General features: G+C 67.3%; 13 protein-coding genes. 5 read left to right on the top strand and 8 right to left on the bottom strand.

The genetic code is table 11. The features are described from left to right. Positions 1–3: 3 nt before the first annotated feature. The 7 genes from nusA to ASF45_RS22965 all read right to left on the bottom strand — a co-directional run bounded on the left by nusA (position 4) and on the right by ASF45_RS22965 (position 9,796). Entirely contained in the window at positions 4–1,500 is a 1,497-nt protein-coding gene (gene nusA / locus ASF45_RS22995) for a transcription termination factor NusA (RefSeq protein ID WP_056668448.1), read from the bottom strand. Between the two features lie 54 nt (positions 1,501–1,554). Continuing rightward, entirely contained in the window at positions 1,555–2,154 is a 600-nt protein-coding gene (gene rimP, locus ASF45_RS22990; RefSeq protein ID WP_056668444.1) for a ribosome maturation factor RimP, read from the bottom strand. A 145-nt stretch (positions 2,155–2,299) separates the two neighbouring features. Beyond that, positions 2,300–3,934 carry an ABC transporter ATP-binding protein gene (locus tag ASF45_RS22985; protein ID WP_056668441.1) on the bottom strand — a complete coding sequence of 545 codons (1,635 nt, stop codon included), beginning with the start codon at positions 3,932–3,934 and terminating at the stop codon, positions 2,300–2,302. Continuing rightward, positions 3,931–4,998, bottom strand: a complete 1,068-nt coding sequence (locus ASF45_RS22980) for an ABC transporter permease (RefSeq protein WP_056668438.1) — start codon at positions 4,996–4,998, stop codon at positions 3,931–3,933. Before ASF45_RS22980 ends, ASF45_RS22985 begins: the two co-directional genes overlap by 4 nt. 7 nt (positions 4,999–5,005) lie before the next feature. Beyond that, positions 5,006–6,037 (bottom strand): microcin C ABC transporter permease YejB, encoded by a 1,032-nt coding sequence (locus ASF45_RS22975; protein WP_056668435.1) that lies wholly within the window; start codon positions 6,035–6,037, stop codon positions 5,006–5,008. Positions 6,038–6,054: 17 nt separating this feature from the next. Then, complete coding sequence (locus tag ASF45_RS22970; protein WP_082551222.1) at positions 6,055–7,881, bottom strand: extracellular solute-binding protein; 1,827 nt, start codon at positions 7,879–7,881, stop codon at positions 6,055–6,057. Positions 7,882–7,954: 73 nt separating this feature from the next. After that, the gene (locus ASF45_RS22965; protein WP_056668428.1) at positions 7,955–9,796 is read right to left on the bottom strand and encodes an extracellular solute-binding protein; all 1,842 of its coding nucleotides are present in this window, start codon (positions 9,794–9,796) and stop codon (positions 7,955–7,957) included. Between the two features lie 92 nt (positions 9,797–9,888). Here ASF45_RS22965 and fabI point away from each other — a divergent pair, with 92 nt between their 5' ends. Both fabI and ASF45_RS22955 read left to right on the top strand, forming a co-directional pair. Beyond that, on the top strand, positions 9,889–10,674 hold the full coding sequence (gene fabI, locus ASF45_RS22960; RefSeq protein WP_056668830.1) for an enoyl-ACP reductase FabI: 786 nt from the start codon (positions 9,889–9,891) through the stop codon (positions 10,672–10,674). Between the two features lie 70 nt (positions 10,675–10,744). Continuing rightward, complete coding sequence (locus tag ASF45_RS22955; protein ID WP_235581010.1) at positions 10,745–11,503, top strand: DNA ligase; 759 nt, start codon at positions 10,745–10,747, stop codon at positions 11,501–11,503. Positions 11,504–11,506: 3 nt separating this feature from the next. Here the strand turns inward: ASF45_RS22955 and ASF45_RS22950 are convergent, their stop codons facing one another. Next, a complete protein-coding gene (locus ASF45_RS22950) occupies positions 11,507–13,852 on the bottom strand; it encodes an arginine/lysine/ornithine decarboxylase (RefSeq protein ID WP_056668423.1) in 2,346 nt (781 codons plus the stop codon). A gap of 119 nt (positions 13,853–13,971) precedes the next feature. Here ASF45_RS22950 and ASF45_RS22945 point away from each other — a divergent pair, with 119 nt between their 5' ends. Genes ASF45_RS22945 through ASF45_RS22935 form a run of 3 tightly spaced genes read left to right on the top strand, consistent with a single transcriptional unit; the run spans position 13,972 to position 15,741 of the window. Next, positions 13,972–14,403 carry an NfeD family protein gene (locus ASF45_RS22945; protein WP_369802159.1) on the top strand — a complete coding sequence of 144 codons (432 nt, stop codon included), beginning with the start codon at positions 13,972–13,974 and terminating at the stop codon, positions 14,401–14,403. Between the two features lie 34 nt (positions 14,404–14,437). Then, the gene (locus ASF45_RS22940) at positions 14,438–15,355 is read left to right on the top strand and encodes an SPFH domain-containing protein (RefSeq protein WP_056668420.1); all 918 of its coding nucleotides are present in this window, start codon (positions 14,438–14,440) and stop codon (positions 15,353–15,355) included. After that, positions 15,352–15,741, top strand: coding sequence for a DUF2237 family protein (locus tag ASF45_RS22935; RefSeq protein WP_056668417.1), 390 nt, complete (start codon positions 15,352–15,354; stop codon positions 15,739–15,741). Before ASF45_RS22940 ends, ASF45_RS22935 begins: the two co-directional genes overlap by 4 nt. The last annotated feature ends 21 nt before the right edge of the window (positions 15,742–15,762 follow it).

Below are 15,762 nucleotides of genomic sequence, written 5' to 3'. Positions count from 1 at the left end.
CCATTACTCATGCGAAGCGGCGTCGCTGGAGAACCAGTGCTCGCGCGCCTTCATGATCAGGGCCGTGGCCTCGTCCGCGGACTGGCCTGTGATATCTGTGAGTTCGTCGACGGCCAGATCGGCCAGATCGTCGCGGGTGTTCACCCCGTTCGCTTGGAGCTTGTCGATCATCTCGGCCGACAGGCCTTCGAGGTCGCGCAGGTTCTGCGACACCCCTTCTGCGCCTTCTTCCTTGGCGATTTCCATGGTCAGCAGCGCATCCTTGGCGCGCGAGCGCAGCTCGGTGACCGTCTCTTCGTCGAAGCTTTCGATCTCCAGCATTTCCTGCAGCGGCACATAGGCCACTTCTTCGAGGCTGGTGAAGCCTTCGGAGATCAGGATGTCGGCGATCTCTTCGTCCACATCGAGCTTTTCCATGAACAGCTTGCGGCTGGAGTCGGTCTCCTCGGCCTGCTTCTGCGCCGATTCGGCGGCGTCCATGATGTTGATCTTCCAGCCGGTCAGCTCGGCGGCCAGGCGCACGTTCTGGCCGCCGCGGCCGATGGCGATCGCGAGGTTCTCCTCGTCGACCACCACGTCCATGGCATGGCGTTCCTCGTCGACGACGATGGAGGACACATTGGCCGGGGCCAGCGCGCCGATCACGAACTGTGCCGGGTCTTCGCTCCACAGCACGATGTCCACGCGCTCGCCGGCCAGCTCGTTGGTGACCGCATTGACACGCGTGCCGCGCACGCCGACGCAGGTGCCGATCGGGTCGACGCGCTTGTCGTGCGAGACCACGGCGATCTTGGCCCGCGAACCGGCATCGCGGGCGCACGACTTGATCTCCAGCAGGCCTTGCTCGATCTCGGGCACTTCCTGGCGGAACAGCTCGACCATGTAAGCGGGCGAGGAGCGCGACAGGATGATGGGCGCGCCGCGCAGCGTGAGGTCGACCTCCATGATCATGGCCCGCACGCGGTCGCCCGTGCGCAGGTTTTCCTTGGGGATCATCTCGCTGCGGCGCAGCCGGCCTTCGACACGGCCGCTCTCCACGATGATGTCGCCCTTGTCCATGCGCTTGACGGTGCCGACGAAGATCTTGTCGCCGCGGCTCATGAAGTCGTTGAGCAGCATCTCGCGCTCGGCGTCACGGATCTTCTGCAGGATCACCTGCTTGGCGGCCATGGCACCGATGCGGCCGATCGGCACGGACTCCACCGGCTTTTCGATGTAGTCGCCCTCTTCGATGTCGGCGATGTCTTCCTTGACGTCGGAGTACAGCTCCTCGGCCTCGGGGTTCTGCAGGCCGGCGGAATCGGGCACGACCAGCCAGCGGCGGAAGGTCTCGTAGACCCCGTTGTCGCGGTCCACCGCCACACGGATGTCCACTTCGCCCTGGTACAGCTTCTTGGTGGCCTGGGCCAGGGCGGCCTCGACCGCGCCGAACACGACATCGCGCTCCACGTTCTTCTCGCGCGAGATCGCGTCGACCAACATCAGCATTTCGCGGTTCATGTCATGCTTCTCCTGCAGTCTTCATTCGTTGCGGGGACATCCGGGGGCGTCCCTTCATTCTTCGGCGGCCGCGCTGTTGCCACGGCCCTTGAAATTCACCACCGGCGCCAAGCGGGCGTCGCGCAGCTCGTCCAGCGTGAAGCCCAGCACGTGCACGGGCAGCTCCTGCTTCTTGCGTGAAGGCCTCTGCCCCGGCTTGGCCGCGGGCGGCTCTTCGCTCCACAGCAGTTGCCACTGCGAGGGCTGACCCTCGGCGGCAGCCGCCCCACGTTCGAGCCGGCCGCGAAACTTCTTGCGGTTGGCGGACACCTGGCCATCGGCCGCGGCGCCCAGCGGTGCCTTGAGCGTGAGGTCGACCAGCTCGCCGGCAAAGCGCTCGAAATCGGCTTCGTTGCGCAGCGGGCGATCGATGCCGGGGGAGGACACTTCGAGCCGGCGATACTCCACGCCCTCGACCTCCAGGCCGAATTGCAGCTGGCGCGTGACCTTCTCGCAGTCTTCCACCGTGACGAATTGCTCGGCCCCCTTGTCGGTGCCAGGCGTCCAGGGGTGGTCGATCGTGATGCGCAGCAAGCCCCCGGCAGAGCGCTCGATCTCCACCAAGTCGTATCCCAGACCTTCGACAGTCTTGGTCACCAGCTCCTGCAATGCCACGGCTCTCCTTCAACCCAAACGACAAACGCCAAACACGACTCACGCCAAACACGATTTACGTATTTGCTTGCGCAAGTCTCAAAATCAAGCGACCAAAAAAAATGGGCCGGTAGCTACCCGCCCATTTGGTCGTGAAGCGCGCATTCTAGCCCAGATTTGTCACGCTGTGTACACCCACAGGTGCGGCAGCTGCCACGAGGCTGCGCGTATAGGGGTGTTCCGGGTGGTCCAGCAGCCGGCCGGCCGGCCCGGATTCGACGATGGCGCCGTCCTTCATGACGATGACCTCGTGCGCCATGGCCCGCACCACGTCCACATCGTGCGTGATGAGCAGGTAGGCCAGGCCGCGCGAACGCTGCAGTTTCTGTAGCAGCTCGAGCACCTGTTTCTGGATCGTCACGTCCAGCGCGCTGGTGGGCTCGTCCAGCACCAGCAGCTGGGGCTCGACGATCAGCGCGCGCGCGATCGCGATGCGCTGGCGCTGGCCGCCCGAGAACTCGTGCGGGTAGCGCTGCAGCAGGCCGGGGAAGCGCTCGGCCCGCATGCCCACATCGGCCAGCGCGGCCTGCACGCGCGGGCGGCGCTGCTCGGGCGTGAGCTCGGGTGCGTGCACGCGCAGGCCCTCGCCGACGATCTCCTCGATGGTCATGCGTGGCGAGAGCGAGGAGAACGGGTCCTGGAACACCACCTGCACGGCCCGGCGCAACGCGAGTTCGGCGCGGCGCCCGCCGCCCCAGGCGCCGCCGGCCACCTCCAGCTGCCCCTTGAACGGCAGCAGGCCCAGCGCCGCGAGCGCCAGCGTGGACTTGCCCGAGCCGGACTCGCCGATCACGCCCAGCGTGCGGCCCGGCGGCACGGCGAAATCCGCGCCCTTGACGGCTTCGAAGCGGCCCTTGCGGAACCAGCCCGCGATGCCGGGCAGCACGACCGGGTAGCTCACGCGCATGCCGCCGGCGCGCAGCACGGGTGCGCCCTCGGCCGGCGCTTCCTGCACGTCACGCTGCGGCCGGCTGTCGATGAGCCGGCGCGTGTAGGGGTGCTTGGGCTGGGCGAAGACCTCCTCGACTGCGCCCTGCTCCACGATGTGGCCGGCCTCCATGACGGCCACGCGGTCGGCGAAGCGGCGCACCAGGTTCAGGTCGTGCGTGATCAGGAGCACGGCCATGCCGTTCTTGCGCTGCAGCTCGGAGAGCAGATCCAGGATCTGGCCGCGCAGCGTCACGTCCAGCGCGGTGGTGGGCTCGTCGGCCAGCAGCAGCGCGGGCTTGCAGGCCAGCGCCATCGCGATCATGGCGCGCTGGCGCTGCCCGCCCGAGAGCTGGTGCGGGTAGGTGCCGGCGCGGCGCTCGGGCTCGGGAATGCCGGTGTCGCCGAGCAGGCGCACGGCCTCGCGCCAGGCCTCGCCGCGCAGCAGGCCCTGCTTGAGCTGCAGCACCTCGGCGATCTGCTCGCCCACGGTGTAGAGCGGGTTCAGCGCCGTCATCGGCTCCTGGAAGATCATCGCGATCTCCTGGCCGCGGATCGCGCGCAGATCGCGCTCGGGCAGGCTCACGAGGTCGATCCAGCCTGCGCGGCTCTGGAACAGGGCCTGGCCGGCCACCTGCGCATCCGGCACCAGGCGCAGCAGGCTCAGCGCCGTGACGGTCTTGCCGGAACCGGACTCGCCCACCAGCGCGAGCTTCTCGCCGGGGGCCAGCGCGAAGTCCACGCCATGCACCACGGTGTGGCCGCCGAAGGAGACCTGCAGCTGCTTGGCGTTCAGCAACAAAGGCTGGGTCATTTCTCGGCCTTTCGCGGATCGAGCGCATCGCGCAGCGCGTCGCCCATGAAGGTCAGAAGCAGCAAGGTCAGCACCAGCACGGCGAAGGTGGACATGGAGATCCACCAGGCGTCGATGTTGGCCTTGCCCTGGCTCAGCAGTTCGCCCAGCGAGGGTGTGCCGGGCGGCACGCCCAGGCCCAGGAAGTCGAGCGAGGTCAGCGCCAGGATGGCCGCGCTCATGCGGAACGGCAGGAAGGTCACGACCGGCACCATGGAGTTGGGCAGGATGTGGCGCCACATGATCTGCACACTGGAAACGCCCAGCGCGCGGGCGGAGCGCACGTAATCCATTTGCCGGTTGCGCAGGAACTCGGCCCGCACGTAGTCCGACAGCCCCATCCAGCCGAACAGCGACAGCAGCACCAGCAGCAGCGCCACGCTGGGCGCGAAGATGGCGCTGAAGATGATGAGCAGGTACAGCTCGGGCATGGAGCCCCAGATCTCGATGAAGCGCTGGAACGCGAGGTCGGTCTTGCCGCCGAAGTAGCCCTGGATGGCACCCGTCACCACGCCCAGCACCACGCCGATCACGGTCAGCGCGAGCGCGAACAGCACGCTCACGCGAAAGCCGTAGATCAGCTGGGCCAGCAAATCGCGGCCGCGGTCGTCGGTGCCGAAGAAGTTCTGCGCCGAGGGCGCGGCCGGATTCGGCTTGCCCGCGAAGTAGTTCAGCGTGCGCGGGCCGTAGGGGTTGGGCGCATAGACGGCCCAGTTGTCGCCGGCCGTGATGCGCCCGCGGATGAAGGGATCGAGGTAGTCGGCCGGCGTCTCGAAGTCGCCGCCGAAAACCTTCTCGGAGTAGTCGCGCAGCAGCGGGTAGTAGGTCTGCCCCTCGTAGCGCACGACCAGCGGCTTGTCGGTGGACAGCACCTCGGCGAACAGGCTCAGCACCACCAGCGTGGTGAAGACCACCAGGCTCCAGAAGCCCAGCTTGTTGCGACGAAAGCGCTGCCAGGCGCGGCGGCCGGGCGAGAGGTGACGCGCCTCGGGCGCCGACGTTGGCGCCGCGGTCGTGGGTGGCATGGTGTTGCTAGTCAAATTTCACCCGTGGATCGACCAGCACATAGGACAGGTCGCTGATCAGCTTGGTCACGAGGCCGATCAGCGTGAACAGGAACAGCGTGCCCATCACCACCGGATAGTCGCGCCGGATCACGCTCTCATAGCTCAAAAGGCCCAGGCCATCGAGCGAGAACAGCGTCTCGATCAGCAGCGAGCCCGTGAAGAAGGCACCGATGAAGGCCGCTGGAAAGCCCGTGATGATGGGAATCAGCGCATTGCGGAACACGTGCTTCCAGAGCACGCGGCGCTCGTCCAGGCCCTTGGCGCGCGCCGTCAGCACGTACTGCTTGCGGATCTCTTCGAGGAAGGCGTTCTTGGTCAGCATGGCTGTCACCGCGAAGCTGCCCATCACCATCGCCGTCACCGGCAACGTGATGTGCCAGAGGTAGTCGACGATGCGCGCACCCCAGGACAGCTGCTCCCAGTTCGGCGAGACCAGCCCGCGCAACGGGAACCACTGCAGCTGCCCGCCGAACACCACGAGCAGCGCCACGCCCAGCACGAAGCCCGGGATCGCGTAGCCGACCAGCACGATCAGCGTGGTGACGAAGTCGAAGCGCGAGCCCGCGCGCACGGCCTTGGCCACGCCCAGCGGCACGGCGATCAGGTAGCTGATGAAGAAGGTCCACAGCCCGAGGCTGATGGACACCGGCATCTTCTCCTTGATGAGGTCCCAGACGCCCTTGCGCTGGTAGAAGCTCTGGCCCAGGTCGAACTGCGCAAAGGACTTGAGCATCTGCCAGAAGCGCTCCGTGGCCGGTTTGTCGAAGCCGTAGAGCGCCCGAATCTCGGCGATGCGCTCGGGGCCGAGATCGCGCATGCCGCGCGTGTCGGAGACCAGCACGCCGGCCTCCCCGCCCGCGCCGCGCCCGCGCAGCTCCGACAGCATCTGCTCCACCGGCCCGCCCGGCACGAACTGGATGACCACGAAGGTGAGGGTCAACACGCCGATCAGCGTTGGAACCACCAGCAGCAGGCGCTTGAGGATGTAGTTCAGCATGGTCGATATCGGTGCATTCAGCGGTTTTCCGGTGAGGCCCACCAGGTCGAGACGGCCCAGCCGTCGGCCTCGTAGTACGGTGGAATGCTGTCGGGCAGCACGAAGGGGCGCGGCCTGTAGCCGATCAGGAAGGCCTTGCCGTGGTACTGCGGAATCATGTAGTGGCCATGGGTCAGCACCCGGTCCAGCGCACGCTTGGAGGCCACCAGGTCCTTGTGGGTGGTCGCGGCGCCGACCTTGTCGATCAAGGCGTCCACCGCCGCGTCGGCGATGCCTGCATAGTTGGACGAGCCGGGGGTGGCCGCCGCCTTGGAGCCGAACACCTCGCGCAGGCCACTGGCCGCCAGGTCCACGAGGGGCGACATGTTGATGCTGCTCATCTCGTAGTCGAAGGTGTCCATGCGCTGCTGCGCCAGCGCGAAGTCCACGTTGCGGATCGTCAGCGCGATGCCGAGCTTGCGCAGCGCCGCCTGGTAGGGGCCGATCACCCGCGTCAGGGAGGGCTGGTCGCTGAGGTATTCGATCGTGAAGGCTTCCCCGCGCGCATTGCGCAGCGCCCCGTCGCGGTAGGTCCAGCCGGCTTGCTGCAGCAGCTCCCGCGCCTGGCGCAGGTTGTCGCGCAGGCTGGCGGGGGGCTCTGTCGTCGGCATGGTCACGGCCGGCCCGAACACCTCGGGCCGCAGGCTGGCGCGCAATGGCTCGAGCAAGGCCAGCTCCGCGGCATCCGGCAGTCCGCGCGCGCGGAACTCGCTGTTCGGGAAGTAGTCCTCGGTGCGCGTGTAGATGCCGTAGAACAGTTGCCGGTTCAGCCACTGGAAGTCCAGCGCCAGGCCCAGCGCCTGCCGCACCCGGATGTCCTGGAACTTGGGGCGGCGCAGGTTGAGCAGCGTCGCCTGGAACATCGCGGGGTTCTGGTTCTCGAACGCGCGCTTCACCACGTCGCCCCGGTCGAACGGCCGTCCGTAGTACTGGCGTGCCCAGTTGCGCGAGGTGAACTCGCGCATGAAGTCCACCTCGCCCGCCTTCAAGCCCTCGAACTGGGCGGTCTGGTCCAGGTAGATCTTGAACGTCACCCGGTCGAAGTTGAACTGTCCTTTGCGGGTGGGCAGTTCGGCGCCCCAGTAGTCCGGATCGCGGACGTAGGTCGTGTCGCGCCCCAGGGCCCCACTGGGAATGCGGTACGGCCCCGAACCGATGGGCACGTCCGTAACGACCTGGTCGAAGGGCTTGCCACGCCCCCAGGCGCGGCTGAAGACCGGCATGCTGCCCACGATCAGCGGCAGGGAGCGGTCCGGCGTGGAGAACTCGAAGCGCACCGTGCGCTGGTCCACGGCAACCACGCGGCGCACCTGCGAATACACCGCGGGGTACGTGGGCGCGACGTACTTGCTGGTGAACACCCCGAAGGAATGCACCACATCCGCGGCCAGCACCGGCTCGCCATTGCTGAAGCGCGCCTTGGGGTTCAGCCTGAAGGTCGCGGAGAGGAAGTCCGCAGCCACCTCGACGTCCTCGGCCAGCAACCCGTACGCGGTCGTGCGCTCCTCGTCGTTGCCGATCAGGAGCGACTCGAATACCAGGGAGTAACCCAGTCCGGCCTGCGACAGCCCGTAGGGCGCCGATCCGCGCAGCGTGAACGGATTGAACTTGTCGAAATTGGTGGGCCGCGTCGGCGGGACCATGCGGATCTCGCCGCCCTTGGGCGCATTCGGGTTGACATAGGAGAAGTGGGTGAAGTCCGGCCCGTACTTGATGTCGCCGAACTGGGCATAGGCATGCGCCCCCCAGGCAGGCAACGCAAGAAAGGCCGCCAGCCAGGCCATGCACAGACACCGAATCTTCATGCGGCGATTCTGTGCCATGCGCTGCGGTGCACGTCCTGGCGCGCCGGCGCACCTTCGGGTGGTCGGGTGACGCTCATGGCTGCTTCGCCCACCACATGGTCAGCAGCCAGGAGCGCGCCAGCAGGCGCTGCGGCAGGGCCACCTCCGGGTGCTGCAGCCAGGCCTTGCGCGCGACGTAGTAGCGGCTGTCGTAGTACATGGGCACGCCGTAGTGCTGGTGCAGCAGGAACCGGTCGAGCAGGCGCGCACCCGCGGCCAGCGTGGTGCGGTCATGGCTGGCCACAATGTGCTCGATCAGCTCGTCGATCACGGGATCGCTGATGCCGGCCAGGTTGCGGCTGCCCTTCTGCGCAGCCGCCACCGAACCCAGGTCGTCGATGAGTTCGTTGCCGGGACTGGACGACCCGGCCAGCAGGTCGACCGCCATGTCGAACTCGAAGGCATCCTGCCGTGCCTTGATCAGGCTGGCATCGCGCAGTCGCAGGCGCAACTCGATGCCGAGCGTGGCGAGGTTGCGCACATAGCCCGCCAGCACCGCCTCCGAAGCGCGGCTGGCGATGTCGAGCTCGACCACGAAGGGTTCGGACGCCGCGTTGCGCAGCGCACCGTCGCGGTAGTGCCAGCCGGCTTCGTTCAGCAACCCCCTGGCCTGCAGCAACTGGCGGCGCAGGGCATCGGCCGTGCTGCCGGTGGCGGCGGGCCGGGGGAGTTCGCCACGTGTCATGTCGGCGTAGCGCGTGCGCAGGCGCAGCTGCTGCAGCAAGGCCTCCTCCTGCGCGGTCATGGCCGGCCCGGCCATCAGGTCGTCGCTGTTCTGGAAGTAGCTCTGCGTGCGCACCCGGCGCCCGTAGAACAGGCGCTGGTTCATCCAGTCGAAATCGAAGGCCAGCGCAAACGCCTGGCGCACGCGCAGGTCGGCAAAGCGCGCCTGGCGCAGGTTGAAAACCAGCGCCTGCATGCCGGTGGAACGCCGGTGCGCGATCTCTTCCTTGACCAGTTCACCGCTGGCGAAGCGGGCGCCCTGGTAGCGGCGCAGCCAGGCACTGATCGACCCCTCTTCCAGGGCGTCGAGCGCGCCGACCTTGAGCGACTCCTCCTCGCCCAGGCGGTCCTTGAAATACTCGTAACGCACCCGGTCGAAGTTGAACATGCCGCGCCGCACCGGCAGCTCCGCGGCCCAGTAGTCGGCCCGGCGGCGGTAGCTGATGCTGCGGCCGAACTCCGCCCGCTCCACCACATAGGGCCCGCTGGCCAAGGGGGCCTCGGTCACGATCTTGTCCAGCGGCTTGCCCTGGCCCCAGGCCCGCGAGAACACCGGCATCTGACCGAGGATCATGTGCAGCTCGGCATTGCGCTGCTTGAAGTCGAAGCGGATGCTGCGCTCGCCGGTGACGACGGCCTGCTTCACGCCCGACCAGTAGGCGCGGAAGGTGGGGCTGGCCTGCGGGCCCGTCAGCGTGTCGAAGGAGTACTTGACGTCCGCCGCCAGCACCGGCGTGCCATCGGAGAACCTGGCCTTGGGATGCAGGCGAAACACGACGCTCAGGCCGTCCGGCGCCAGCGCGATGTCCTCGGCCAGCAGGCCATAGGTGGAGAACGGCTCGTCCTCGCTCGGCGTGGTCAGCGAGTCGAACAGCAGGCCGTACTCGGCGAACACGAAGCCGTTGGAAAAGCCCATGCCGGCCGGCGGCGTGCCCCGCAGCGTGAACGGATTGAGCTTGTCGAAGCCACCGGCCGCCGACAGCACCAGCTCGCCGCCCTTGGGGGCGTTCGGGTTCACATAGTCGAAATGCGAAAACGTGGCCGCGTACTTGGGCGTGTAGCCCATGCCCAGCGCCGACGCCGCACCCACCGGGAGCGCCAGCAAGGCTGCCGTGGACAGCACAGCCAGCATCGGGAGCACGCGGTATCGCATGCGACAATTCTGCACCAATCGCCCTGCCGCCTCGGATAAACCCTGAACAGGTGCCGCCGGCAGGCTTCATCGCAACGAACGAGAAGAACCACATGGGATTCCTGACTGGCAAGAAGCTGCTGATCACCGGCGTGCTGTCCAACCGCTCCATCGCCTACGGCATCGCCAAGGCCTGCCACGAACAGGGCGCCGAGCTGGCGTTCAGCTATGTGGGCGAGCGCTTCAAGGACCGCATCACCGAGTTCGCAGCCGACTTCGGTTCCCAACTGATCTTTGACTGCGACGTGGGCGACGATGCGCAGATCGACAAACTGTTCGCCGACCTGGCGCAGACCTGGCCGAAGTTCGACGGCTTCGTGCACAGCATCGGCTTTGCGCCGCGTGAAGCCATCGCGGGCGACTTCCTCGAAGGCCTGTCGCGCGAGGCGTTCAAGATCGCGCACGACATCAGCGCCTACAGCTTCCCGGCCATGGCGAAGGCGGCCCTGCCCTATCTCAACGACAAGGCGGCGCTGCTCACGCTGACCTACCTGGGCGCCGTGCGCACCGTGCCCAACTACAACACCATGGGCCTGGCCAAGGCTTCGCTCGAAGCCTCTGTGCGCTACCTGGCCGGCTCGCTGGGCCCCAAGGGCATCCGCGTGAACGGCGTCAGCGCCGGCCCGATCAAGACGCTGGCCGCCAGCGGCATCAAGGGCTTCGGCAAGCTGCTGCCGGCCGTGGCCGCGGTCTCGCCGATCCGCCGCAACGTGACCATCGAGGACGTGGGCAACGTGGCCGCCTTCCTGCTGTCGGACCTGGCCGGCGGCGTGACGGCCGAGATCACCTATGTGGACGGCGGCTTCAGCCAGGTCGTCGGCGGCATCGACGCCGAGTAAGCACCGCCGCGCGCTGCTGCTCGCAGCGCTGGGCACGGCCTTGCCCGCCTGGGCCGCACCGCCCAGGCTCATGCTCGCCAACGTCTACCGCCGCGGCATGCCGCTGGCCGGCTACTGGGTCAGCGAGAAGTACGACGGACTGCGCGGCTACTGGGATGGCCAGCAACTCTGGACCCGCGGCGGTGAGCGCGTCCATGCACCCGCGTGGTTCACGGCCCCGCTGCCGGCCGTGCCGCTGGACGGCGAACTCTGGGCTGGCCGGGGCCGCTTCGAACACGCGCTGTCCACCGTGCGCAGCCAGCAGAGCATGGATGCGGCCTGGCGCGCCATGCGCTTCATGGTGTTCGATGTGCCCGCCGAGCACGGCGACTTCGACCACCGGCTCACGCGGCTGCAGCAACTGCTGCCCATCGCCGCAGCACCCTGGATCATCGCCGTGCCGCAGCAGCGCGCCACCACGCACACGGCCTTGCAAGCGCTTCTCGACCGGGTCGTGAAGGACGGCGGCGAAGGCCTCATGCTGCACCTGGGCAGCGCCTCCTACCGCAGCGAGCGCAGCGACGACCTGCTCAAGTTCAAGCCCTACGACGATGCCGAGGCCCGCGTCATCGCGCACCTGCCCGGCCAGGGCAAGCACGCCGGTCGCATGGGCGCGCTGCTCGTGGAGGCCGGCGAGGGGCTGCGCTTCAGGCTCGGCGGCGGCTTCAGCGACGCGCAGCGCCGCGATCCGCCCGCCATCGGCAGCCTCGTCATCTACCGCTACAACGGGCTGAACGCGAGCGGCCTGCCGCGCCACGCGCGCTTCCTGCGCGTGCGCGAAGACGGCTGAAACTCAGATCGTGCGGCCGTAGGGCCCGTCGCTGCCCACCTGCACCAGTTCATCACCGACCTTCTGCGACTCGGGCATCGGCTTGCCCTCGGCCACGCAGTCGGCGAAGTAGCTCACGTTGCCGTGGTCGTCCTCGACCTCCACGAGCCCGTGGATGTCGGTCTCGAAACCCGGACACAGGAGATTGAACTCGCGCGAGAACTTGAGGTAGTCGACGATCTTCTTGTTGAAGACCTCGCCCGGGATCAGCAGCGGAATGCCGGGAGGGTACGGCGTCACCAGGCTGGTGGTGATGCGGCCTTCGAGCTCATCGATCGGCACGCGCTGGGTCTTGCGGTGCGCGATGTGGGCGTAGGCATCGCTGGGCTTCATCGCCGGTTGCAGGTCCGACAGGTACATCTCGGTCGTCAGCCGCGCGATGTCGTACTTGGCGTACAGCTGGTGCACGTGCTGGCAAAGATCGCGCAGGCCCATGCGCTCGTAGCGCTTGTGCTGCTGGCAGAACTCCGGAAGGATGCGCCACATCGGCTGGTTCTTGGCGTAGTCGTCCTTGAACTGCTGCAGCGCGGCCAGCATGGTGTTCCAGCGGCCCTTGGTGATGCCGATCGTGAACATGATGAAGAAGCTGTACAGCCCCGTCTTCTCCACGATGATGCCGTGCTCGGCCAGGTACTTGGTGACGATGCTGGCCGGGATGCCTTCGTCGGCGAACTTGCCGTCCAGGTCCAGGCCTGGCGTCACGATGGTGGACTTGATCGGGTCCAGCATGTTGAAGCCGTCGGCCAGGTCGCCGAAGCCGTGCCACTTGGCCGCCGATGCGTCCTTGATGATCCAGTCGTCGGCCGTGCCCACGCCCTCTTCGACCAGCGCGTCAGGCCCCCACACCTTGAACCACCATTCGTCCGCGCCGAACTCCCGCTCGACCTGGCGCATGGCGCGGCGGAAGTCCAGCGCCTCCAGGATGCTCTCTTCCACCAGCGCGGTGCCACCGGGCGGCTCCATCATCGCGGCGGCCACGTCGCAACTGGCGATGATGGCGTACTGCGGGCTGGTCGAGGTGTGCATCAGGAACGCCTCGTTGAACAGGTGGCGGTCCAGCTTGCGGTCCTGCGAATCCTGCACCAGCACGTGGCTGGCCTGGCTGATGCCGGCCAGCAGCTTGTGGGTGGACTGCGTGGCGAACACCAGCGCGTCCTTGGGCCGCGCGCGGCGCTTGCCCATGGCGTGGTAGGAGCCGTAGAACGGGTGGAAGGCCGCGTGCGGCAGCCAGGCCTCGTCGAAGTGCAGCGTGTCCACGTAGCCGTCGAGCTTGCGCTTGATGGTCTCGGTGTTGTAGAGCACACCGTCGTAGGTCGATTGCGTGACGGTCATCACGCGCGGCTTGACGGTCTCGGCGTCCACGCCGGCCAGCAGCGGGTTGGCGCGGATCTTGGCCTTGATCGCCTCGGGCTCGAACTCGCTCTGCGGGATCGGGCCGATGATGCCGAAGTGGTTGCGCGTGGGCTTCATGAACACCGGGATCGAGCCGGTCATGATGATCGCGTGCAGGATGGACTTGTGGCAGTTGCGGTCCACCACCACCACGTCGCCTGGCGCCACCGTGTGGTGCCAGACCATCTTGTTGGACGTGGACGTGCCGTTGGTCACGAAGAAGCAGTGGTCCGCATTGAAGATGCGCGCCGCGTTGCGCTCGCTCTCGGCCACCGGGCCGGTGTGGTCCAGCAGCTGGCCCAGTTCCTCCACCGCGTTGCAGACGTCCGCGCGCAGCATGTTCTCGCCGAAGAACTGGTGGAACATCTGCCCGACCGGGCTCTTCAGGAACGCCACGCCGCCCGAGTGGCCCGGGCAATGCCAGGAGTAGGAGCCGTCCTCGGCGTAGTCCAGCAGCGCCTTGAAGAACGGCGGCTGCACCCCTTCCAGGTAGCTCTTGGCCTCGCGGATGATGTGGCGTGCCACGAACTCCGGCGTGTCCTCGAACATGTGGATGAAGCCGTGCAGCTCGCGCAGGATGTCGTTGGGCATGTGCCGCGAGGTCTTGGTCTCGCCGTACACGTAGATCGGCACATCCAGGTTCTTGCGGCGCACTTCCTCGATGAACTTGCGCAGGCTCAGCACCGCGGGGTCGAGGTCCGGGCCGGCGCTGAACTCCTCGTCGTCGATCGACAGGATGAAGGCGCTGGCGCGGCTTTGCTGCTGCGCGAACTGCGACAGGTCGCCGTAGCTCGTGACGCCCAGCACCTCAAAGCCTTCGCTCTCGATGGCCTGGGCGAGCGCACGGATGCCCAGGCCGGAGGTGTTCTCCGAACGGTAGTCCTCGTCGATGATGACGATGGGAAAGCGAAACTTCATGGGCAGCTCCGGCCAGGCTGAAATGGAAAGGCGCGAAGTGTACGGACAATGCGTGACGCCCCGATGAGCACGGCGGCTTTTGACCCACAATGCGCGGCATTCACAGGAGGACAGCATCCATGGGCATCGCAGATTCGACCTTCTGGTGGCTGCTGGCAGGCGCCTGCATCGTGCTGGAGCTGGTCACCGGCACCTTCTATCTGTTGATGCTCGCGCTGGGCTTCGTGGCCGCGGCGCTGGCCGCCTACCTGGGCCTGGCGCTGACCGGACAGATCGCCACGGCGGCGATCGCCGGCGGTGGCGCAGTGGCCATCTGGTACGCCGTGCGCAGCGCGCGCGGCCGCCAGGCCGCCGCCACGACCAACCCCGACATGAACCTGGACATCGGCGAGACGCTCTCCGTGGACAGCTGGAATCCGGACGGCACGGCCTCCGTACACTACCGCGGCGCGCGCTGGACTGTGGTGCAGCGCGCCGCACAGCCGGCCGAAGCCGGTCTGTACCGCGTGGTCGGCGTGGTCGGCAACCGGCTGATGGTCGACAAGGCCTGAACGCTTTCCTTTTCAACGCGCTGGAGGTTCCCGGATGGAAGTCGCACTCGTCCTATTGGTCATTGCCGCGGTGTTCGTTTCGCAGTCGATCAAGGTCGTGCCGCAGCAGAACGCCTGGGTCGTCGAGCGGCTCGGCAAATACCACAGCACGCTGACGCCGGGCCTGAACTTCCTGCTGCCCTTTGTCGACAAGGTGGCCTACAAGCACAGCCTGAAGGAAATCCCGCTGGACGTGCCCAGCCAGGTCTGCATCACACGCGACAACACGCAGCTGCAGGTCGACGGCATCCTGTACTTCCAGGTGACCGACCCCATGCGCGCCAGCTACGGCTCGTCCAACTACATCGTCGCCGTCACGCAGCTGGCGCAGACCTCGCTGCGCAGCGTGATCGGCAAGCTCGAGCTCGACAAGACCTTCGAGGAGCGCGACATCATCAACGCCCAGGTCGTCGCTGCCATCGACGAGGCCGCGCTGAACTGGGGCGTCAAGGTGCTGCGCTACGAGATCAAGGACCTCACGCCGCCGGCTGAGATCCTGCGCTCCATGCAGGCGCAGATCACGGCCGAGCGCGAGAAGCGCGCGCTGATCGCCGCCTCCGAAGGCCGGCGCCAGGAGCAGATCAACATCGCCACGGGCGAGCGCGAGGCCTTCATCGCGCGCTCCGAGGGTGAGAAGCAGGCCGCCATCAACCAGGCCCAGGGCGAGGCCGCGGCCATCACCGCCGTGGCCGATGCCACGGCCCAGGCCATCGAGCGCGTGGCCGCCGCGATCCGCCAGCCCGGTGGCAACGAGGCCGTGCAGCTCAAGGTGGCCGAGGCCGCCGTCAACGCCTACGGCAAGGTCGCGGCCGACGCCACGACCACCCTGATCGTGCCGAGCAACATGGCCGATACCGCGGCCCTCATCAGCTCGGCCATGAACATGGTGCGGCTGCAGCCGCCCAGGCCATGAGCGACCCGGTGGCGCACAACGTCCTGGGCTCCGAACTGGTGCCCTGCTCCTATGCGCCGCTGACGGGCTACTTCCGCGACGGCTGCTGCAACACCGACGACAGCGACCTGGGCGCGCACGTCATCTGCGCACGCGTGACGGCCGCATTCCTGGCCTTCTCCAAGCTGCGTGGCAACGACCTCTCGACACCCCGGCCGGAGCACCGCTTCGCCGGCCTGCAGCCCGGCGACCGCTGGTGCCTGTGCGCGGCGCGCTGGAAAGAGGCGCACGAGGCCGGCTGCGCGCCGCACGTGGTGCTGGAGTCCACGCACATCAGCGCGCTGGATTTCGTTTTGCTGGAAGATTTGCAGCGCCACGCCTGGCCGCGGCGGAATGCCGCAAATTGACTGCTACAATCGCGGGCTTCC

Origin of the sequence: Pseudorhodoferax sp. Leaf265, from assembly GCF_001422365.1 — a bacterium.
In the GTDB taxonomy this organism is placed as follows: domain Bacteria; phylum Pseudomonadota; class Gammaproteobacteria; order Burkholderiales; family Burkholderiaceae_C; genus Pseudorhodoferax.
This window is presented reverse-complemented; position numbering and strand designations above follow the sequence as displayed.